Source organism: Flavobacterium sp. N2550 (assembly GCF_025947265.1).
GTDB classification, from domain to species: Bacteria; Bacteroidota; Bacteroidia; order Flavobacteriales; family Flavobacteriaceae; genus Flavobacterium; species Flavobacterium endophyticum.
In genome coordinates, this window is the sequence record NZ_CP110007.1 from 3,770,330 (window position 1) to 3,790,987 (window position 20,658).

General features: G+C 38.4%; 18 protein-coding genes. 12 read left to right on the top strand and 6 right to left on the bottom strand.

Annotated features, from left to right (window positions below):
* Positions 1–80 precede the first annotated feature (80 nt).
* The 7 genes from OLM56_RS16960 (at position 81) to OLM56_RS16990 (ending at position 8,711) form a co-directional block, all read left to right on the top strand.
* On the top strand, positions 81–1,187 hold the full coding sequence (locus OLM56_RS16960; protein WP_264527812.1) for a glycosyltransferase: 1,107 nt from the start codon (positions 81–83) through the stop codon (positions 1,185–1,187).
* On the top strand, positions 1,178–1,729 hold the full coding sequence (locus OLM56_RS16965; RefSeq protein WP_264527813.1) for an RNA polymerase sigma factor: 552 nt from the start codon (positions 1,178–1,180) through the stop codon (positions 1,727–1,729). The genes OLM56_RS16960 and OLM56_RS16965 overlap by 10 nt, the downstream gene beginning before the upstream one ends.
* A gap of 84 nt (positions 1,730–1,813) precedes the next feature.
* Positions 1,814–3,292: a T9SS type A sorting domain-containing protein gene (locus OLM56_RS16970; protein ID WP_264527814.1), complete on the top strand. Its 1,479-nt coding sequence runs from the start codon at positions 1,814–1,816 to the stop codon at positions 3,290–3,292.
* A 208-nt stretch (positions 3,293–3,500) separates the two neighbouring features.
* Entirely contained in the window at positions 3,501–4,352 is an 852-nt protein-coding gene (locus OLM56_RS16975) for an energy transducer TonB (RefSeq protein WP_264527815.1), read from the top strand.
* A gap of 174 nt (positions 4,353–4,526) precedes the next feature.
* Positions 4,527–5,399, top strand: coding sequence for a lipoyl synthase (lipA, locus tag OLM56_RS16980; protein WP_121374951.1), 873 nt, complete (start codon positions 4,527–4,529; stop codon positions 5,397–5,399).
* A gap of 90 nt (positions 5,400–5,489) precedes the next feature.
* On the top strand, positions 5,490–6,494 hold the full coding sequence (gap, locus tag OLM56_RS16985; protein ID WP_264527816.1) for a type I glyceraldehyde-3-phosphate dehydrogenase: 1,005 nt from the start codon (positions 5,490–5,492) through the stop codon (positions 6,492–6,494).
* Positions 6,495–6,524: 30 nt separating this feature from the next.
* Entirely contained in the window at positions 6,525–8,711 is a 2,187-nt protein-coding gene (locus OLM56_RS16990; protein WP_264527817.1) for an ATP-binding protein, read from the top strand.
* On the opposite strand, the gene OLM56_RS16995 is transcribed toward OLM56_RS16990, so the two are convergent.
* Positions 8,708–9,520 carry a purine-nucleoside phosphorylase gene (locus tag OLM56_RS16995; protein ID WP_121374954.1) on the bottom strand — a complete coding sequence of 271 codons (813 nt, stop codon included), beginning with the start codon at positions 9,518–9,520 and terminating at the stop codon, positions 8,708–8,710. The two genes, OLM56_RS16990 and OLM56_RS16995, sit on opposite strands and share 4 nt — an antisense overlap.
* Positions 9,492–10,514, bottom strand: coding sequence for a tetraacyldisaccharide 4'-kinase (gene lpxK, locus OLM56_RS17000; RefSeq protein ID WP_264527818.1), 1,023 nt, complete (start codon positions 10,512–10,514; stop codon positions 9,492–9,494). The genes OLM56_RS16995 and lpxK overlap by 29 nt, the downstream gene beginning before the upstream one ends.
* 116 nt (positions 10,515–10,630) lie before the next feature.
* Between lpxK and OLM56_RS17005 the strand changes: the two genes are divergently transcribed.
* From OLM56_RS17005 to OLM56_RS17015, 3 genes are read left to right on the top strand one after another with little or no spacing between them, the layout of a single operon-like run.
* Positions 10,631–11,725 (top strand): Nif3-like dinuclear metal center hexameric protein, encoded by a 1,095-nt coding sequence (locus OLM56_RS17005; RefSeq protein ID WP_264527819.1) that lies wholly within the window; start codon positions 10,631–10,633, stop codon positions 11,723–11,725.
* Positions 11,726–11,728: 3 nt separating this feature from the next.
* Positions 11,729–12,508, top strand: a complete 780-nt coding sequence (locus OLM56_RS17010; protein ID WP_121374956.1) for a zinc ribbon domain-containing protein — start codon at positions 11,729–11,731, stop codon at positions 12,506–12,508.
* Between the two features lie 37 nt (positions 12,509–12,545).
* Complete coding sequence (locus OLM56_RS17015; protein WP_264527820.1) at positions 12,546–13,421, top strand: alpha/beta hydrolase; 876 nt, start codon at positions 12,546–12,548, stop codon at positions 13,419–13,421.
* A gap of 16 nt (positions 13,422–13,437) precedes the next feature.
* Here the strand turns inward: OLM56_RS17015 and OLM56_RS17020 are convergent, their stop codons facing one another.
* Positions 13,438–15,099 carry a S8 family peptidase gene (locus OLM56_RS17020; RefSeq protein WP_264527821.1) on the bottom strand — a complete coding sequence of 554 codons (1,662 nt, stop codon included), beginning with the start codon at positions 15,097–15,099 and terminating at the stop codon, positions 13,438–13,440.
* 159 nt (positions 15,100–15,258) lie between these two features.
* Between OLM56_RS17020 and rluF the strand changes: the two genes are divergently transcribed.
* Positions 15,259–16,086 carry a 23S rRNA pseudouridine(2604) synthase RluF gene (gene rluF, locus OLM56_RS17025; protein ID WP_264527822.1) on the top strand — a complete coding sequence of 276 codons (828 nt, stop codon included), beginning with the start codon at positions 15,259–15,261 and terminating at the stop codon, positions 16,084–16,086.
* 40 nt (positions 16,087–16,126) lie between these two features.
* Here the strand turns inward: rluF and OLM56_RS17030 are convergent, their stop codons facing one another.
* The 3 genes from OLM56_RS17030 to OLM56_RS17040 all read right to left on the bottom strand — a co-directional run bounded on the left by OLM56_RS17030 (position 16,127) and on the right by OLM56_RS17040 (position 19,954).
* Positions 16,127–17,008, bottom strand: coding sequence for a bifunctional 5,10-methylenetetrahydrofolate dehydrogenase/5,10-methenyltetrahydrofolate cyclohydrolase (locus OLM56_RS17030; protein ID WP_121374960.1), 882 nt, complete (start codon positions 17,006–17,008; stop codon positions 16,127–16,129).
* A gap of 81 nt (positions 17,009–17,089) precedes the next feature.
* The gene (gene ffh, locus OLM56_RS17035) at positions 17,090–18,427 is read right to left on the bottom strand and encodes a signal recognition particle protein (protein WP_182492557.1); all 1,338 of its coding nucleotides are present in this window, start codon (positions 18,425–18,427) and stop codon (positions 17,090–17,092) included.
* A 147-nt stretch (positions 18,428–18,574) separates the two neighbouring features.
* On the bottom strand, positions 18,575–19,954 hold the full coding sequence (locus tag OLM56_RS17040; RefSeq protein ID WP_264527823.1) for a LamG domain-containing protein: 1,380 nt from the start codon (positions 19,952–19,954) through the stop codon (positions 18,575–18,577).
* Between the two features lie 172 nt (positions 19,955–20,126).
* Here OLM56_RS17040 and OLM56_RS17045 point away from each other — a divergent pair, with 172 nt between their 5' ends.
* A complete protein-coding gene (locus OLM56_RS17045) occupies positions 20,127–20,651 on the top strand; it encodes an RNA polymerase sigma factor (RefSeq protein WP_264527824.1) in 525 nt (174 codons plus the stop codon).
* Positions 20,652–20,658 lie beyond the last annotated feature (7 nt).

Genomic DNA, 20,658 nt, shown 5'->3' on the forward strand with positions numbered 1-20,658 from the left:
AATTTTAATTAAGATTCAGAATTGAAATTCCGCATTTCAATTGTACCTTTGCACACATTTTTTAAAGACACCAAGCTTATATGTTGAACATTATTTTTTATGCATTTATCGGGGTTATAGCTGTACAATTATTCTACTATATCATTGTTTTTGGAAAATTTTCTTTTGCAAAGCCTCAGAAAAGCACTCCGAAAAGAATTCCTATTTCAGTCATTGTCTGCGCTAAAAATGAAGAAGAAAATGTAAAAAAATTCATCCCGCTTCTGGCAGAGCAAAATTATCCCGACTACGAGATTATCTTGATTGACGATGCTTCAAGCGATTCGACTTTGGATATTTTCGAGGAATTTGAAAAACAATATTCTAACATACGCTTAGTAAAAGTACAGAATAACGAAGCCTTCTGGGGCAATAAAAAATTCGCGCTTACCTTAGGAATAAAAGCGGCCAAAAACGAATATCTTTTGTTTACCGATGCCGATTGCTATCCGTCAACAAAAGAGTGGATCAAAGAAATGAGCTCGCAATTCACCATGAGCAAGACAATTGTCCTCGGTTATGGGGCTTATGAGAAAATTGCAGGTTCCTTCCTAAACAAAATCATACGTTTTGAAACGATGCTGACTGCCGTACAATATTTTTCATGGGCAAAAATGAAGCATCCGTATATGGGTGTTGGACGAAATCTGGCTTACAAAAAAGAAGAATTCTTTAATGTAAACGGATTTATCGACCATATGAAAATCCGATCTGGCGATGACGATTTATTCATCAATCAAGCTTCAAGCGGAAAAAACACGACTATTTGCTTTACGCCCGAAAGCTTCACTTTTTCTGAACCGAAAAAATCATTTAAGGAATGGTTTGACCAAAAAAGAAGGCACGTTTCAACCGCAACCTTCTACAAACCATTTGACAGAATGCAGCTTGCTATTTTCTTCTTGTCACAGTTTCTTTTTCTAGTCATGGCAATACTCCTGCTTGCATTCCAATACAATTGGATGATTATAACGCCTATAGTGGCCGGAAGATATATCTTTGCTTGGATTTCTTTAGGCTATGGCGCAAATAAACTAAGAGAAAAAGACGTTATGTATTGGTATCCTGTTATAGAAATTGCGCTTATATTCACGCAATTGAATATCTTTATAACAAATATCTTTTCAAAGCCGGTACATTGGAAATAAAAAAACAAATAGAGAAAGCTAAAATCGGAGACCAAGTTGCCTTCACTTCTCTATTGGATTATTATTGGAACGAGGTATACGGATTCATGCTTCAAAGAACCCAAAACGAAACGGACGCGGAAGACATTACAATCGAGACTTTCGCAAAAGCTTTTGACAAAATATCCACCTACAACCCTGATTTTCAATTCAACACTTGGCTTATTTCTATCGCAAAGAATGTCCATATCGACATGCTCCGCAAGAAAAAATCCACGCTTTTCGTTGATATTACTGATGAAGAAGACAATCAGGCTTATAATATTGCCGATAGTTCTCCTTCCGCAGAAGACAAATTGATTACGGAGCAAAATTTGTCACGTCTTCTGCAATTCATCAAAGAACTCAAACCTCACTATCAAGAAGTCATCCAACTCCGCTATTTCCAAGAATTAAGCTATCAGGAAATCTCCGAAGAACTACAAGAACCCTTGAGCAATGTGAAGATAAAACTGCTTCGTGCCAAAAAACTCTTGGCTGAAATTATCAAAAATAAAAGATAACACTTCTTTTAATCCTCTCTTTTTTAACAGCCACTATTACAAAAAATTGTAATTTTATGTGGTTAACCAATTGATATACTTAAAATGAAACAAAAATTATTTTTTATGCTGTTCGTGATTTTTTCTGTCACGGCAGCAAAAGCACAATTTACGACTCCGAATACCGGAGTAAGCTGGAGCCTTGATGATTTGATGGCCAATGCTCCTTCGGCAGTAAGTCTCACAGGAGGAATTTACACCTTATCACAAAACCTTACGATTGCTCCTACTGACAGTATCATAATCGATACTGATGTAACATTACACATCAATGCAGATGTACAGATTACCGTGCAGGGAAATTTTACATCTGATTCTGATGCTATCACGATTACAGCAACAAACACCGCCACACCCTACAATACCATTACTTTTGAATCAGGTTCCAGCGGTTATTTCAGGAATACGACGATCAATTACGGAAAAGGAATACGGGTGGCTACGCCTGACTTCGAAATGCAGTCCTGCGTAATGGCATATCATACGAACGGAACAACGACAAGCGGAGCCATTACCTTTTCGACTGGCGGAAATGCGCTGATCAACAATTCCAGGTTCTTATTCAATTTTTATCCGGCTTTCAATTCAGGAGCTAATCAGTCAGTTGCTCCAAGACTGACCAACAATTATCTAGAAGGAAACAACCAATCCAATGGAAACCGTCCGCAGATCAATATGGGTCCGAGTGGTGCAGATACACTACGAATCGTCGGAAACACCATAAAAGGCGATCGTACCAAAATCATGACTGGCGGTATTGGAGCGTCGAACCTATTGGGCGGAGGTCAGCTTAAAGTCATTATCGACAACAATATTATTACAGACAATCGTTACGGCATTACTGTTATTGGAGCTGCTTCATCAGGATACATCCGAGGAAATATTATTGAAAATAATAATACCCAAAATATCCCTGCTCAAGGAGGAAGTGGTATTTCACTTAGCGCTTCAGTAGCGACCACCATGAATATTATTGCCAGCCGTAACCAAATCCGAAGAAATCTTTGGGGAATTACGGTTATCGGAACGGCAAGAATCAACCTTGGCGATACAAATACGGCTACCTTGAACGAAGGAGGCAATGTCTTTTCCGAAAATGCAAATGGCGGAGCAACATACGCATTATTCAACAATACGGCGCTGCCAATCATGGCCATGAACAATTGCTGGATTGAAGGGACTGAACCAACTGCAGCCGATGTCGAAAATGTAATCAGCCATCAGGTTGATGACAACACTTTAGGACCGGTGACTTTTACTCCTTTTGGCTGTGATGCCTTATCAGTTCCAGGATTCGCTACTTCAAAACCTATTATTTATCCGAATCCGAGCAAGGGAAAAATCAATATCGAGATGGCTGAAAGCGGCACAATAAGCATATTAGCTATCAATGGCATGTTTATCCAAAATTTCGATTTAAATGAAGGAAGAAATACTATTGATGTAGATCTTCCAGCTGGGATTTATATTACAAAAACCGAAACACAAGGTAAAAATTTCAGTAATAAATTAGTTATTCAATAACAAAATCTAATTCAAAATTTCGAGGCAAGTCTAGCTAGGCTTGCCTTTTTTATGGATAACAAAGTATATTAACGCATTACAAATTATAAACATAAAAAACCTACAAAAATTTTAAAAAAAGCACAATAAAAAAGTTAACGATTTCGTTATACTACTAAACAATTCCAGCTTATGGTAAACATCTACGCTAACTTTAAATTATGCAATCATGTCAAACCTCAACATTTTTAAACAAAGCTGGAATGAAATTGTTTTTGAAGGCAGAAACAAGGAATATGGCGCGTACCAGCTACGCCAAGAGAATCCAAGAACTACTTTAAAAGCATTGTTTTTTGGAATACTCGCTTGTGCTTCTTTGCTTAGCATACCTGTAATTTCTGGGCTATTAAAAAAAGAAGTGCCCAACGTCACTGATGCTCCTTATGTCCTTCCAGATGCCATTCTTGTAAATACAGAAATTTTCAAAAAGACGAAACCTGAGGCATCTGCTAAAAAATCAGAGCCTGAGAAATCTTCAGAAAAACAAATCAAAAATGTAACTCCTACTGTAACTGATACAAAAGACACTCCCAACGAAGTACAAGAGATAGATCCTAGCAAAAACATCAAAACAGGAGATTCTGATAATCCAGGAGACAATAAGGGCAACATTGCACTTGGAAATAGTTCATCTGATGGAAAAGGAAACGAAACAACGTATGACTCTGGTACAACAAAGGGCAACGATACTGGAAACGAAATACTTAATATTGGAGTGCTTCAAGCAAACCCAGAATTCCCAGGAGGCATTAAGAACTTTTTGGCTTTAGTAGGGAAAAAATTCAAGACTCCCGAAATCGACGAGCAAGGAATAATGAAAATCTTTGTCTATTTTGTTGTTGAAAAAGACGGAACGTTGAGCAACATCAAAGTGTTGAGAGATCCAGGATACGGATTAGGCGAAGAAGCCATACGTGTCTTGAAATCTATAAAAACAAAATGGAAACCTGGCATACAAAATGACAAACCTGTTAGAACGGCTTACAATCTGCCTATCAGTGTCGATATCAAAAATAATTAATTTGAGTAGTTAACTATTTTTATTTTCAAAAAACCCTGCGAACTGTGCCTGCAGGGTTTTTTATTTAAGAACGATTCACTTTTTCATGCCGGCTAAAAACCCGTATTTCGCTAACATCACATTAACGTATTAAATAAAAACATTCGTTATCTTTGTGCTTTCAAAATAGAGTTTATGGAAACCGTTTTAGATACTGCCGTTTTACCTACAGGAAAACCAAAATGGCTAAAGGTAAAACTGCCTATTGGCCAAAAATATACAGAACTTAGAGGATTAGTAGACAAATACAAGCTGAATACGATCTGTACCTCAGGAAGTTGCCCGAATATGGGTGAATGCTGGGGCGAAGGAACTGCTACCTTTATGATTTTAGGGAATGTATGTACGCGTTCTTGCGGTTTTTGCGGTGTAAAAACAGGAAGACCAGAAACAGTTGATTGGGACGAACCTGAAAAAGTGGCACGCTCTATCAAAATCATGAACATCAAGCATGCAGTAGTAACAAGCGTTGACAGAGACGACTTGAAAGACGGAGGCTCGATTATTTGGATCGAAACCGTAAAAGCCATCCGAAGAATGAATCCCAACACTACGCTAGAAACACTGATTCCTGATTTCCAGGGAATTGAAAGAAATATCGACCGAATCGTAGAAGCTAATCCAGAAGTAGTTTCGCACAATATGGAAACCGTTAGACGATTAACTCGCGAGGTTCGAATTCAAGCAAAATACGACAGAAGCTTGGCCGTTTTAAAATACCTAAAAGAAAAAGGAATCAATAGAACCAAATCAGGTATCATGCTAGGTCTTGGAGAGACTGAAGAAGAAGTAATCCAAACATTACATGACTTGCGCGATGCTAATGTCGATGTAGTAACCATAGGACAATATTTGCAGCCAAGCAAAAAACACCTGCCGGTAAAAGAATTTATCACGCCAGACCAATTCGCGAAATATGAAAAAATCGGTTTGGAGCTAGGTTTCCGCCATGTAGAAAGCGGTGCTTTGGTGAGATCTTCTTACAAAGCCCAAAAACACATTTTATAAGTCATAAAATCAAAAGACGAAAGCCTTAAAGCCGTTTTTATAAATGCTTTTGTTTTTCTGACTTTAAAAACTTGTTGACTTTAAAACTTTATGACTTTAAAAACTAGAATTGCTATTAATGGATTCGGCAGAATCGGAAGAAACTTATTCCGCCTTTTGCTTAACCACCCGACTATCGAAGTCGTAGCTATCAATGATATTGCAGACAACAGAACAATGTCGCATTTAGTGAAATACGACAGTATTCATGGCGTTTTGCCCTTTGAATGTTCTTATGATCAAGAGAATATTATCATCGAAGGGAAACCCTATCCCTTCTTTCACGAAAAAAGCATCTCAAATCTCGATTGGAAATCGCTCGATATTGATGTCGTAATCGAATCGACAGGAAAATATAAGACCTTTGAAGAAATCAATCTTCATATTTTGGCGGGTGCAAAAAAAGTAATTCTTTCTGCCCCTTCAGAAACTGACAAGATCAAGACGGTTGTTCTGGGCGTAAACGAACATATCCTTGATGGTACGGAGAAAATCATTTCTAATGCCAGCTGTACGACAAACAACGCTGCGCCGATGATCAAAGTCATCAATGATTTATGTGGTATCGAACAAGCTTATATTACCACCGTACACTCTTACACTACAGACCAAAGCCTTCACGATCAGCCTCATAAGGATCTTCGAAGAGCCAGAGGCGCGGCACAATCTATCGTTCCCACAACAACGGGCGCGGCAAAAGCACTGACAAAAATTTTCCCTGAATTGGATGGCAAAATTGGAGGAAGCGGTATTCGTGTTCCTGTACCCGATGGATCTTTGACAGACATCACTTGTTATGTAAAACGAGAAGTTTCTATCGAAGAAATCAACAAAGCTTTTCAACATGCCTGCAGCAACGAATTCAAAGGACTCATGGCCTATACAGAAGACCCTATCGTTTCGGTAGATATTTTAGGCAATAGAAATTCTTGCCTTTTTGACTCACAGCTAACTTCTGTAATTGACAAAATGGTAAAGGTTGTTGGCTGGTATGATAATGAAATCGGATATTCTTCGCGCATTATCGATTTAATTTCATTAACAAATAAGAAATAGCTACTTTTATCCCTTATCAAGGGCTTTAAAATGAAGTATTTACCACCACTACTCTTTATTCTCTTATTTAATTCCCTGCTGTATTCACAGCAAAAAAAAACCGCGTCTACAAAAGTCGACAGCGTTGATTACTACATCCAGCTGGCAAGTTTCAATCTAAAGATCAATAATTATCAAAATGCTTTAGAAAGTTCTCAAAATGCCATTGAGTTTTCACAAAAAAAAGGCGACAAGGCACAGGAAGCAAATGCTTATACTTTTTTAGGAAGTATTTATTTTGAACTTAAAAAATACGATGATGCTATTGAGACGTATGTACGCAGCATCTCGTTATATAATGACCTAGAACCTTCTACTGAACAGGCTTATTGCTATTACAATCTCGGATTGTGTTACATGGAAAAGGGAAAATACGGTGTGGCAGAAATCTATTTTGATAAAGCCAATGCGATTTATGAAATCATTGAAATTCCTGATGCAAAAGAACTCCTAAATCTCCAGAAAGGAATTCTTTATAAAGCCAAAGGAAAAACACAATTAGCATCGTCCATCTTCAATACGATTATTGCCAAACCTGATAACGATGACAGTTTTAAGACCAAGGCAGAAGCCTTGTACCAGATGGGCACAATTGAGTTCGAGGCTGGCCGTAGCCATCTTGCCTTAAATTACCTCAATCGGGCCTTAGAATTAAATTCAAGAAGCGATAATTTTGAGCAGAAATCCAAAATCCTGAAGCTAATCAGCGAGGTTTATGAAATGATGATGGACATCGACAATTCGTTTCTTTACTTGAAAAAACACTTGGTCTTAAAAGATTCCATCATACAGTTAAACAGCAAAAAAATTGGGGCAGAAGCTTTCGAAAAATTCAAAGAAAGCGAGCAGATGAAAACCATAAAACAAAAAGACAAAGAAAATCGAGAGCAGAAAAAATTGATCAAAGTTTCCAAGCTTACCAGCGTATTGAGCATTGCCTTGATTACGATTCTCTCACTATTAAGCTTGTCGTTATATAAAAACAACATCATCCGGAATAGGACGAACAAACAGCTACAGGAAAAAAATACGGAACTTGAAATTGCAAAAGATAAGGCTGAAAAAGCATCCCAAGCAAGAGCTGAGTTCTTATCAACCGTAAGCCATGAGCTTCGAACACCTCTAAATGCCATTAACGGAATCACACACCTTCTGATTGAAGAAAACCCGAAAAAATCCCAAATTGATTACCTTAAGTCACTGAAGTTCTCCGGAAATTACCTGCTGACTTTTATAAATGAAATTCTAGAAATCAACCGAATCGAGTCAAATAATATTGAAATTGAAAAAATCTGCTTCAACCTTAGACAGCTTCTAATTGACATACAGAATTCGCTAAAAGAAATTGCAAGCCAAAATAATATCAATTTCGGATTGGAAATAGATCCTGAAATCAGCAAGACATTTTCTGGTGACCCGACAAAACTTTCCCAGATTTTCATGAATCTGATCAATAATGCCTTAAAATTTACGGAAAACGGGACCGTAATTGTCCGCGCAAAACTTCTGGGCGAAACAGAAACTAAGCAGAATATTTATTTTGAAATCGTAGACACGGGCATCGGAATTCCAGAAGAAAAGCAAGAAATTATCTTTGAAAGCTTTTCGCAAGGCTCTGTTGAAATCAACAGAAAATACGGCGGAACTGGCTTAGGACTAGCCATTGTTAAGCGATTGGTCACAATGCTAGGCGGCACCATCAAATTAGAAAGTACTATTAAAAAAGGATCTAACTTTAATTTCAGCCTAGAATTAGATAAAGGAATTGAAGACCATGAAATCTTAAAACTCTATACAAACGATAGTGATTTTGTCGATAAAAAAGTGCTTCTTGTTGAGGACAATAAAATCAACCAGATGGTGACCAAAAAAATGCTAGAAAAGAAGCAGATTGAATGTGAAATTGTCGAGAATGGAGAAGACGCCATAGAGGCTGTCAGAAACAATAAATACGATTTGGTACTGATGGATGTGCATCTTCCAGGCATAAACGGAACCATTGCCACCCAAAGCATTCGAAAATTCGACAAGAAGACTCCAATTATTGCATTAACCGCGATTTCCTTAAACGAAAACAGAGAAATGCTGCTTTCCTTCGGAATGACAGATGTCATCACCAAGCCATTCAATCCCGAAGCTTTCTACAGGGTTATTGCAGAAACGATGAATAGCAATTAGTTTCTAGAAATCAGCTCTTTGATAAGCGTCCTAACTTTTGGCTCAGCCTTTTTCGCCGCTTCCAATACTTCTTGATGAGAAACTGTATCGATGTTGTGCTCGTCGCCCATATCCGTAATCACAGAAATACCAAAACACTGCATGTCCATATGGCGGGCAACAATAACTTCAGGAACCGTTGACATTCCAACGCAATCCGCACCAAGAATTTTCACCATTCTGTATTCCGAAAGTGTTTCAAATGTCGGCCCTTGCAGTCCGTAATAAATACCATCCTTCACTTCGATGTTCAGTTCAATAGCAATCGCTTTGGCCTTGTTAATCAATTCTCTAGAATAAGGCTCGCTCATGTTGACGAATCTCGGACCGAATCTTTCATCATTTTTTCCTCGAAGCGGATGTTCGGGCATCATGTTGATATGATCGTAAATGATGACGATATCTCCCACTTTATAAAAAGGATTCACGCCTCCAGAAGCATTAGAAACAACCAACTTCTGCACGCCAAGATATTTCATTACTCTTACCGGAAAAGTTACTTCTTTCATGTCATATCCTTCATAAAAATGGAAACGGCCTTGCATGGCCACCACCTTTTTAGTTCCAATAGTCCCAAACACCAAAGCTCCTTTATGGCCTTGCACCGTTGAAACCGGAAAATTAGGAATCTCGTTGTATGGCAACGTAAATTCAATCTGAATATCCTCAGTAAAACCTCCTAATCCAGAACCAAGGATTACTCCATATTCTGGCGAAAAATTAGTTTTTGATTGTATATAATTAACGGTTTCTTGAACTTTTTCCCACATAATTTAAAATAGTTTTGTCAAAATCATTACCGCCAGAAATAAAATGGCTTTTTATCGGGAGATAGAAAAGCTGGCTGTCTGGAAGCCTTCCTTTTAATCGGACGAAATCTTTTTCGGTCGTGATGATTTTTTTATCCTGCGCTTTATTTTTTATCTCTGCAATGTCTTTTTCCGTAAAATGATGATGGTCCGGAAATGTCAGGATTACATCGTTTTCGCTTTGCAAATATGCAAAAAACGGTTCGGGTTTGGCTATTCCTGCCAAAAGTAATTTATCAACAGGCTTGATTTCGGAAACAGAAAGTTGCTTTTCTTCCGAAAACACAAATTCATCATAGGCTATCGATGTAAAACATAACTTTTGGTCTGAATCAATTTTTAGCTTTTTCTGAATCCTATCTTGTTCTTTGGCAGATAGATCTGGCGGGCATTTGGTAACTACGATAATTTTTGCACGTTCTGCCCCATTTCTGCTTTCACGAAGATTCCCTGCTGGCAAAATAAAATCATCTGAATACAAATCTCCATAAGCTGTCAATAAAACATAAAGTCCTGCTTTTACTTTTCTGTGCTGAAAAGCATCATCTAGCAAAATGATATCAGGCTGTGAAATCTTCAGTAACTGCTCAATTCCATTCCTTCGATCTGCATCCACAGCAACTTGGATGTTGGGAAACTTTTTATAAAACTGAAAAGGCTCATCTCCTAAAATTGATGCATCTGAATTTTCATCGGCTAAGACAAAACCTTCTGATTTTCGTTTGTAACCGCGACTCAATGTCGCTATCTTGTAATTAGGAGAAAGCAAGCGAATCAGATATTCAATCTGCGGTGTTTTGCCTGTTCCTCCAACGCTCAGGTTGCCGACAGCTATTATGGGAAGGTCAAAAGAATACGATTTTAAAATCCCTTTGTCAAAAAGAAAATTCCTAATGCTGGTAATAAGACCGTATAAAATAGAAAAAGGGAAAAGTATTTTTCGCAATAACATCATAGTACGAAAGTATAATATTTTATCTTTGAAACATAAAGCTAGGGCATATTTGCGACTATTGAATTCTGCTTTGCCTATTCATGCTTTTTGGCAATTTAAGCCTAATTTTTAAAATTATGAAGATAAAAGAAATTATTTCGGTCCTAGAAACTATGGCGCCGTTAGCTTATGCAGAAGATTTTGACAATGTTGGATTACTTGTCGGAAATCAAGATGATGAAGTCACAGGAGTTTTGGTTTGCCATGATGCTTTAGAAAACGTAATCGAAGAAGCTATTTTAAAAAAATGCAATTTCGTTGTCTGTTTTCATCCGATTTTATTTTCGGGGCTGAAAAAAATTACCGGCAAAAATTATGTAGAACGTGCCGTCTTGAAAGCCATCAAAAATGATATTGCAATTTATGCCGTACATACAGCTTTAGACAATCACCAAAATGGCGTGAATAAGATTTTTTGTGATGCTATAGGACTGAAAAACACAAAAATATTAGTTCCTAAAGAAAATTTTATCCAAAAATTAATCACTTATACGATTCCAGAAAATCACCAGAAATTACGAAATGCCTTATTTGACGCAGGCGCTGGAAATATCGGCAATTATGAAAACTGCAGCTTTAATTCACAGGGAATTGGCAGCTACCAAGGCAACGAGAACAGTAATCCCGAAATTGGAGAAAGAGGCGAATTTGTAGAAAATACAGAGATAAAAATAGAAGTCACTTTTGAAAAACACCTACAAGGCAAGATTTTAAAGGCTTTATTTTCAAATCACGTTTATGAAGAAGTTGCCTACGAAATTTATGATTTGCAGAATTCTCATCAAAATATAGGTTTAGGAATGATTGGTGAGCTAGAAACTGAACTGCCTGAGAAAGAGTTTTTAGAATTTGTAAAAACCAAGATGAAAGCCGAAGGAATCCGTCATTCCGAATACCTCGGAAAACCGATAAAAAAAGTAGCCGTGCTTGGCGGTTCGGGAAGTTTTGCAATTAAAAAGGCAATTCAGGCCGGAGCAGATGCTTTTTTGACCGCAGATTTGAAATATCATCAGTTTTATGAGTCTGAAAATCAGCTACTTTTAGCGGATATAGGGCATTACGAAAGTGAACGCTATACAAAAAATTATATAGTTGATTATCTTACGAAAAAAATTCCTAATTTTGCAATCATTTTATCAGAAGAAAATACAAATCCAGTTAAGTACTTATAGAATATGGCGACTACAAAAGAATTGAGTGTTGAAGACAAGTTAAGAGCGATTTATGATCTACAGTTAATCGACTCAAGAATTGACGAAATCAGAAATGTTAGAGGTGAATTGCCTTTGGAGGTGGAAGATTTGGAAGATGAAGTGGCTGGCTTGAGCACACGTCTTGACAAATTGAAAAACGATTTGGAAGTTATCGAAGAGCAGATCAAAGTAAAAAAGAATGCTATCGACGAACATAAAGAAGCCATCAAAAAATATACAAAACAGCAAGAAACTGTTCGTAACAACAGAGAATTCAACTCTTTGACTAAAGAAGTTGAGTTCCAAGAGCTAGAAATTCAATTGGCTGAAAAGCAGATTAAAGAAATGAAAGCTTCTATCGAGCACAAAAAACAAGTGATTTCAGATTCTAAAGAAAAATTAGAAGCAAAATCGTCTCACTTAAAGCATAAAAAATCTGAATTAGACGCTATCATGTCTGAAACAGAAAAAGAAGAAACTTTCCTTTCTGAAAAATCAGCAGAATATGAAGCGTTGATTGAGGTAAGATTATTGCAAGCTTACAAAAGAATCAGAAGCAGCGTTCGCAACGGATTAGCTGTGGTTTCAATTGAAAGAGGTGCCTCAGCAGGTTCTTTCTTTACGATTCCGCCACAAACACAAATGGAAATCGCTTCTCGTAAAAAAGTAATTACCGACGAGCATTCCGGAAGAATCTTAGTCGACGCAGCATTAGCTGATGAAGAAAAAGAAAAAATGGAGAAATTATTTTCAAAATTCTAGATATATTTAGTCCCGATAATCATCGGGACTTTTTTTTATGAAAAAAATCAGCAACCTGCTTCTCGCTAAATCTATCGGATTATATATTAATCTCCTTAGCTATGTGTCGCCAAAAAAAGCGTCGCAATTGGCCTATAAGTTTTTTAGCGAACCGAGAACAGGAAAGCTTTTTTCAGACCAGATGCCCGAAGTCTTAAAAAATGCCAAGACTGAAATTCTGGAGATGAGAGAACACCAATTCCCTGTCTATATCTGGCAAGGCAATGACACGTATGTCCTTTTAGTCCATGGCTGGGAAAGTAATGCTTCGCGTTGGGAAAATTTCCTTCCCTACCTAAAACAATCAGGATGTTCCATTATTGCGTTAGATGCTCCAGCTCACGGCTTATCTTCGGGAAGGGAGTTCAACGTTCCGAGATATGCCGAATTTGTAGATGTCGTTGTCGAAAAATACAAGCCGCAGTTTTTAATCGGCCATTCTATGGGAGGTGCTACTTCTTTATACTACCAACATCTTTATCAAAACAAAGCGATTGAAAAGATGGTACTCTTAGGCGCTCCGTCTGACTTGCAGACTTTAGTCCTAAATTATGCAAAGCTATTAAGCTTGAATATGAAAACTATCAGCATGATCGAAAATCATTTTCTAGAGCATTTCAAAATTAAGGTAGAAGAATTTTCAGGAAAGATATTTGGTTCCAGAATAAAAGTAAAAGGCTTGATCGCCCACGATATCGATGATGATGTGGTTTCTTTTGAAGAAGCTAAAAAGATAGTAAGTTCATGGAAAGAAGCTACCTTTATTGAAACCCGCGGCTTAGGCCATAGCATGCATGACGATATCTTATACAAGAAGATTTGTTCCTTTTTATTCGATAAAGGAAATTATATGGATAACAAAAGAGCATCGTAATCGATGCTCTTTTTAGTTATTTCTTAATGATCTTTTTGGTTTCCGACCTATTTCCGTCTACGACTTTCACAAAGTACAATCCTTGAGAAAAAGAACTCAAATCGATTGTATTATCTTCAGAGATTGGAGCTCCATAAACGCGTTGTCCTACAGCATTACAAATCTCAACTCTTGCGTCTGCAGATAAGTCTTTTGTCTTGATTGTCAGCCTGTCTGTTGCTGGATTCGGATATACGATAAACTCCAACCCGCTAACCTCATCCACACTTAAAAACTCACTCTGCACTTGAAGAATAGCTGCCTGCATGTTAGGAATTGGCCCGATATTACCGCCTGTTCCTTGTGGTATTCCAGTAGATTGAAGAAGATTCCTCATTTGTACAGGCGTCATGTAGTTGCCCGTAAGGGTATGGTAATACGATTGCAACACGATCGCGCAAGAAGCGACTATTGGCGTTGCCGAACTCGTCCCAGAAAAATTAGTATAGTATTGGTTGAAATCGCCACCAATCTGTTGGGCGTCTCCATAACCAGATGCAAAAACGCCAGTTCCCCAAGCATGCACATCTACCCTAGCACCATAGGTACTAAAAGAAAGCTTATTATGATTGATGGTATTATCACCAGCTCCGACCATAATGGCACCGCTGTTTCCTCTGTTTCTATAATTCAGGTAAGGTGCCGAATCTAAATTTTCCGCTCCGTTTCCTGCTGCTGCTACGATTATTATCCCTGCATCGGTTGCCGCTTTGGTTAGATCCCAAACTGCACCCACATATTCGGCCGGACCGTAGTTTCCTTGAGCTCCGGTTGCCTGCATTTCATAAATCAAAATATCCCCGGCAGCTGAATTAGCGATAGCCTGAGTAACTGCTGCAACGCGATTGTAGCCTGATGTCTGCCATTCTGGAGCTAGCATCATTTGCGCTGCTCCATAAGCCATACCGGAAATACCATAAGCACCTTTGTCGCCATAAACAATTCCAAAAACGGCAGTACCATGTTCTGAATAACTTGTCGTCACACTAGATGAAATGTTCATTCCTGGTGCTAATATTACATTTCTTTCGTTAAGATCTTCGTGCTCACTATTAAAACCGTATTCGACATCACGAATTCTGATACCAGCACCAGTCAGGTTTAATCCCCATGCATACGTCATGTTTACTCCCGGATTAGGCTGGATATAAGTCTGATTTACTTCAAAATTAGGAGTTGTTGGCGGAATATCAGCAGGCGGCTGTGTAGGCTCCAAGGAACTCAACGAGCAATATTCAACTTCCGGAAATTCTTCTAATTTTTTTGCTAGCGCAAGCAGCCTATCATTTGTAGGATTATTAATTTTTATCTTAAGTATGTTTCGCAGTTTTGCAACTGAATGCCCTTTGCCTGTCAATTCGATAGCTTTCTGTTCTAACTCATCAAGCTTTTCATCAGAAATTTCTATTCCTTTTTCTAGAATTAGACCATATTCCTGTTGGAGTGCCTTAAACCCTGGTATTGATTGTGCTACTGTATTATATGATGCTTCATCAAAATGCAATGATGTATCAAACGAAACATATAGCTCGTGCGCATTACTGCCTTTTTCTAAGGCAAAATCTCCTTTCCTGTTTTGTCCGTAGGAAGCTACTATCGAAAGCAGGATCAAATGTATAATCAAGGTAATTTTTTTCAAAATAATAAGCTTAATTGATTAGTACTCTAAATTTGGTGCAAGATATATAATTTTAAGACACGTAGTTTTGGCAGGCATTAATATTTAGTTGTTTTAAAGCGACTTATATAAATTTTCCTGATGTTTTTCTAAAATACAAATTAACCCTACCTTTGCCCTATGGAAGAAAATCTCAAGCGACTCAATAAATTCATAGGCGAAACGGGCTATTGTTCCCGCCGTGAAGCCGACAAGCTTATCGACGAAGGCCGTGTTACCATCAATGGAAATGTAGCAGAAATGGGAACAAAGGTTTCTACAGAAGATGAAATTCGTATTGATGGCAGGCTGATTGTCGAAAAAAGAGACAAGCCTGTATATCTTGCTTTTAACAAGCCTGTAGGCATCGAGTGTACGACCAACTTGGAAGTCAAAAACAATATTGTTGACTATATCAATTATCCGAAAAGGATTTTTCCTATCGGACGTCTGGACAAAGCCAGCGAAGGCTTGATTTTCATGACAAACGATGGTGATATCGTCAATAAAATTCTGAGAGCCCGCAACAACCACGAGAAAGAATATACGGTAACCGTCAACAGACCCATCACCGACCGCTTTATCGAAAGAATGAGCAATGGTGTTCCTATCTTAGATACAGTGACTCGAAAATGCAAGGTCGAACAAGTCAGCAAGTATATTTTCAAGATTATCTTGACGCAGGGACTGAACCGACAGATTCGAAGAATGTGCGAATATTTAGGTTATGAGGTTACGGCCTTGAAGCGTATCCGAATCATCAATATTTCCTTAGATGTTCCTGTAGGCCGATACCGAGATTTGACCGATAGCGAAATCAAAGAACTGAATCAGTTAATAGAACCTTCAAGCAAGACAGAGGAAGCCAGCCTTCCAAAACTGGAACAGAGGCGTCCGCAGCAGCAAAGGGTTATCCGAAAAATTCCGCCAAGAAATAACGATAATAGGAATTTTAGAAATGACAAATAAAACAAAACCCAAGACTTTCATCTTGGGTTTCTTTTTAAATCTAGTTTTTTAAACGTTTCTGCTCGCGTGCCAGAAGCGTGTTTTTAAGCAACATGGCAATCGTCATCGGACCGACACCGCCTGGAACAGGCGTTATAAAAGAGGCTTTTTTGCTTACGAATTCAAAATCAACATCGCCTGTGATTCGGTATCCTTTTTCACTTTCGTCAGCAACTCGGGTAATTCCGACATCGATAACAACTGCATCATCTTTCACCATTTCTGCTTTCAGGTAATTCGGTACACCTAGCGCCGTGATGATGATATCTGCCTGAGTCGTAATCTGAGCAATATTTTTGGTATAGCTGTGCGTTAATGTAACTGTTGAATTTCCAGGAAAACCTTTACGTCCCATCAAAATACTCATCGGTCTGCCGACAATGTGGCTTCTTCCGATAACCACCGTATGTTTTCCTTTGGTTTCTACACCGTATCTTTCTAATAATTCTAGGATTCCGAAAGGCGTCGCAGGAATAAACGTTGTCATATCCAAGGCCATCTTTCCGAAATTCTCTGGATGGAATCCGTCTACATCTTTGCTAGGATCAATCGCCATCAATACTTTCTGCGTATCAATCTGTTCTGGCAAAGGCAATTGGACAATAAATCCGTCGATGTTATCGTCTTCATTCAATTGCTTGATTTTTTTAAGCAGTTCGGTTTCAGAAGTCGTGCTTGGCATCTTCACCAATGTCGACTCGAAGCCTACTCTTTCGCAAGCTTTTACTTTGCTTCCAACATACGTCAAGCTCGCACCATCGTTCCCCACTATAACCGCGGCCAGATGGGGCACTTTCTCACCGTTGTCTTTCATCTTTTGGACTTCGGCAGTGATTTCGTTCTTGATGTCGTCAGAAATTTTTTTTCCGTCTAGTAGTTGCATTCTTTTGTAGTTAGTGTTGTTTATGAAAATTTTTAGGGCTTAAAATTTCAGCTTGAAACTTTAAGCCCTAACAGTATTTTATTATCTCATTCCTTTCATGCCGCCCATCATTCTCATGAGGTTTTTTCCGCCACCGCCTTGCATCATTTTCATCATCTTGCTCATCTGGTCAAACTGCTTCATAAGCTGGTTGACTTGCTGGATATCGGTTCCAGAGCCTTTTGCAATACGATTTTTTCTTTTGAGGTCGATAATCGCAGGCTTGCTTCTTTCTGTTGGAGTCATCGAGTGGATAATAGCTTCGATATGCTTGAAGGCATCGTCTTCGATTTCGACATCTTTTAATGCTTTTCCTGCACCGGGAATCATCCCGACCAAGTCTTTCATATTACCCATCTTTTTTACTTGCTGGATCTGCGTCAAGAAATCGTCGAAACCAAATTCGTTTTTGGCAATCTTCTTTTGCAGCTTTCTTGCTTCTTCTTCGTCGAATTGCTCTTGGGCTCTTTCTACTAAAGACACAACGTCTCCCATGCCCAAGATTCTTTCGGCCATACGATTTGGATAGAATACATCGATAGCATCCATCTTTTCGCCAGTACCGATAAACTTGATTGGCTTGTTTACGACAGATTTAATAGAAATCGCTGCTCCACCGCGCGTATCACCGTCTAATTTGGTAAGGATAACTCCGTCAAAATTCAATCTGTCGTTGAAGGCTTTTGCTGTGTTGACAGCATCTTGTCCCGTCATCGAATCGACAACGAACAGTGTTTCTTGTGGCTGAATCGCTTTATGAACATTGGCAATTTCGGCCATCATTTCTTCATCGACAGCCAAACGACCCGCCGTATCGACAATGACTACGTTAAATCCATTTGATTTTGCATGCTTGATGGCATTTTGTGCAATTTCGACCGGATTTTTATTTTCTGGCTCAGAATATACTTCTACGCCAATCTGATCGCCGACAACGTGTAGCTGATTAATCGCCGCAGGACGGTAGATATCACAGGCAACCAACAATGGTTTTTTATTTTTCTTTGTCTTAAGATAATTTGCTAATTTCCCAGAGAAAGTCGTTTTTCCAGAACCTTGAAGACCAGACATCAAGATTACGGTCGGGTTTCCAGAAAGATTCACTCCTGCTGCATCGCCACCCATCAATTCGGTCAATTCATCCTTAACCAACTTTACCAAAAGCTGTCCCGGTTGTAACGTTGTCAAAACGTCCTGACCAATTGCTTTTTCTTTTACTTTGGTCGTAAATTCTTTAGCAATCTTAAAGTTGACATCGGCATCCAGCAAAGCGCGGCGTACTTCTTTTAAAGTATCGGCAACGTTAACTTCGGTGATTTTTCCGTGTCCTTTTAGTATATGAAAGGCTTTGTCTAATTTATCGCTTAAATTATCAAACATAATGATTTTCTTTATTGAGGTGCAAAGATAAGAGAAAGACGGTAAGTATCAAAGAGCCAAAGAGGCAAAGTTATAGCACAGCAACTTCTATAGCCAAAATAAAAAAACCAGGCATTGCTGCCTGGCCTTTCACTTAACTAAACTAAACTAATTTTCGAAGCATGTATTGGTATCGCCTTCAAGTTGAAAAAGCGTTGTGACTTGCTGCGGGGTCAGTACTTTTTTATAGACACGTAAGTCATCAAGATATCCTTCGAAATTCTTTCCTATTATATAATCAAGAGCCTGCGTATTTAAGAATATATTGGATACATCTTCAGAGTTTCTTAAGACGCCATCTCTATACATTTTAACATGATCAATATTATTAGGGGTATCATGCTGTACGGTAACTACTAGATGGTGCCAATTTGTAGTATCATTCCACAAATTTTGATCTACGTTCCATGACATATCCCAAAGTCCGCCCTGAGGCCAAAAAACCAGAGGCGTATTTCCATCATAAACACCTACGCCAAAAGTTGTCGGATACGGCATGCTTCCATTTGATTTTTCAAACATGCGCTCAAAATCTCCTGCTTCAGTATTCTGCATTCGGAACCATAGGCTGACAGTCACTGAATTGCCTACTTCTATATTACGAGCTGTAGTCGTATTGAGCGTTAAGAAGTTTGTACGAGTAAATGAAATCGCGCTATTTACATTGCCGCTTCTATCTGTCACAAATGTTGGAGCCGCAGCAGGAACAGCCAAATCTCGACTAACCAAATCTCGAACTTCATTGGCAAAAGGCATGTAAATAATCAGATCGTTGGTCAAAATATTCGGGTTCGGACATATATTATCGACACAGTCCTGAATCGCTCCCAACATTTCTATATTGTTGCGGATCGTGACCTCAATGCCGTTTCTATTTGTTATTGTAATCGGGTAATCGACTGCATAAAATTCGTTGTTGCCCAAATTGAAAAGCAGTAGAAAAAATTCCAGGTCATTATGAATCGTATAGGTATGCGCAAGCTGGAAGTTGCTGTTATACCCAAAAACACGTATCGGATAATGGATTGAAACGCATGCAATGTTTCGCTCTCCCGGTTCTGGTTCCTGGCAGTCGTCTCTCAAGGCATTGAATTGTGTCTCATTTTGCACGACAACTTCTCTGTAGTCTGGATAAACAATCGTAATAGGAAATACAAAATCTACATAATCGTGATCAGCATCTGTTACCTCAAAAATGTCGTTTACCAAATGATAATCATTTTCTGTATTGATGGTTACTGCCTGGCTGTTTACAATCAGGCTGACTGGCAATTTCACGCTAAAGCAGCTTGTGCTATCAATTATATTGTCGTCTGCCGTTGCATTCATCGCTACTCTTTCGAAAAGTCCTGTCAATGGTGCCGTCTTACTCAGAGTTTCCTCATTCTGCTTGGTTTCATTCTCTTCATCCTGGCAGGACACCGTAAAAGCGGCAATACAAATACAGCCCAGTACTAAAATTGATTGTAGAATTTTCTTCCTATTCATGATTCTAAATTTATTGGTTTGGTACTAAAACAAGCATTATGGAAAATACCCTACCCGACAAAACTTCTTTTTTTAATTAAAAGCTATATTTGATACAACTAAAAAAACTGAATATAAAAGTAGGGTTTTTATCAACTTGGCTGTTATACAGAAGGACTGTCTTTTAAACTGTATGAAAGAAATAAAAAAAATTGCGGGCGTCTGCGAAGAAATGGTCTTTTCAGATTTCTTCCGTTCCAACGCAAAAACCTTGCGGAATTATTTATTTTATAAGTTCGGCAATGAGGAACAAGCGAATGATATTTCTCAAGAAGCTTTTGTAAAGTTGTGGGAAAATTGTGGCCAAGTTCCTTTAGAAAAGGCAAAATCTTTTATTTATAAGGTGGCAAACAACGCTACCTTGAATCAGATCGCACATCAAAAGGTAGTTTTGGGATATGCCAAAAAAGAAAATCCGACACAGCATACCAACGAAAGTCCTGAATTTATCCTAGAAGAAGAACAGTTCAAGAAAAAACTCGACCAAGCAATCCAGAATCTGACGGAAGGACAGAGAACGGCTTTTCTTTTAAACAGAATTGACGGCAAAAAATATAGCGAGATTGCGGCAATGCTAGATATCAGCGTCAAGGCCGTAGAAAAAAGAATCCACGGAGCGCTGGTTTCACTACGTCAAGAAATCGAAGCGATAAAGTAGGGTTTTT

Coding starts and splice junctions, on each gene's coding strand:
- OLM56_RS17015 (WP_264527820.1), top strand. CDS start 12,546: ATGAAAAAAATCAGCAACCTGCTTCTCGCTAAATCTATCGGATTATAT.
- lipA (WP_121374951.1), top strand. CDS start 4,527: ATGGAAACCGTTTTAGATACTGCCGTTTTACCTACAGGAAAACCAAAA.
- OLM56_RS16975 (WP_264527815.1), top strand. CDS start 3,501: ATGTCAAACCTCAACATTTTTAAACAAAGCTGGAATGAAATTGTTTTT.
- ffh (WP_182492557.1), bottom strand. CDS start 18,427: ATGTTTGATAATTTAAGCGATAAATTAGACAAAGCCTTTCATATACTA.
- OLM56_RS17040 (WP_264527823.1), bottom strand. CDS start 19,954: ATGAATAGGAAGAAAATTCTACAATCAATTTTAGTACTGGGCTGTATT.
- OLM56_RS16970 (WP_264527814.1), top strand. CDS start 1,814: ATGAAACAAAAATTATTTTTTATGCTGTTCGTGATTTTTTCTGTCACG.
- OLM56_RS17005 (WP_264527819.1), top strand. CDS start 10,631: ATGAAGATAAAAGAAATTATTTCGGTCCTAGAAACTATGGCGCCGTTA.
- OLM56_RS17045 (WP_264527824.1), top strand. CDS start 20,127: ATGAAAGAAATAAAAAAAATTGCGGGCGTCTGCGAAGAAATGGTCTTT.
- lpxK (WP_264527818.1), bottom strand. CDS start 10,514: ATGATGTTATTGCGAAAAATACTTTTCCCTTTTTCTATTTTATACGGT.
- OLM56_RS17030 (WP_121374960.1), bottom strand. CDS start 17,008: ATGCAACTACTAGACGGAAAAAAAATTTCTGACGACATCAAGAACGAA.
- OLM56_RS16990 (WP_264527817.1), top strand. CDS start 6,525: ATGAAGTATTTACCACCACTACTCTTTATTCTCTTATTTAATTCCCTG.
- rluF (WP_264527822.1), top strand. CDS start 15,259: ATGGAAGAAAATCTCAAGCGACTCAATAAATTCATAGGCGAAACGGGC.
- gap (WP_264527816.1), top strand. CDS start 5,490: ATGACTTTAAAAACTAGAATTGCTATTAATGGATTCGGCAGAATCGGA.
- OLM56_RS16960 (WP_264527812.1), top strand. CDS start 81: ATGTTGAACATTATTTTTTATGCATTTATCGGGGTTATAGCTGTACAA.
- OLM56_RS17010 (WP_121374956.1), top strand. CDS start 11,729: ATGGCGACTACAAAAGAATTGAGTGTTGAAGACAAGTTAAGAGCGATT.
- OLM56_RS16995 (WP_121374954.1), bottom strand. CDS start 9,520: ATGTGGGAAAAAGTTCAAGAAACCGTTAATTATATACAATCAAAAACT.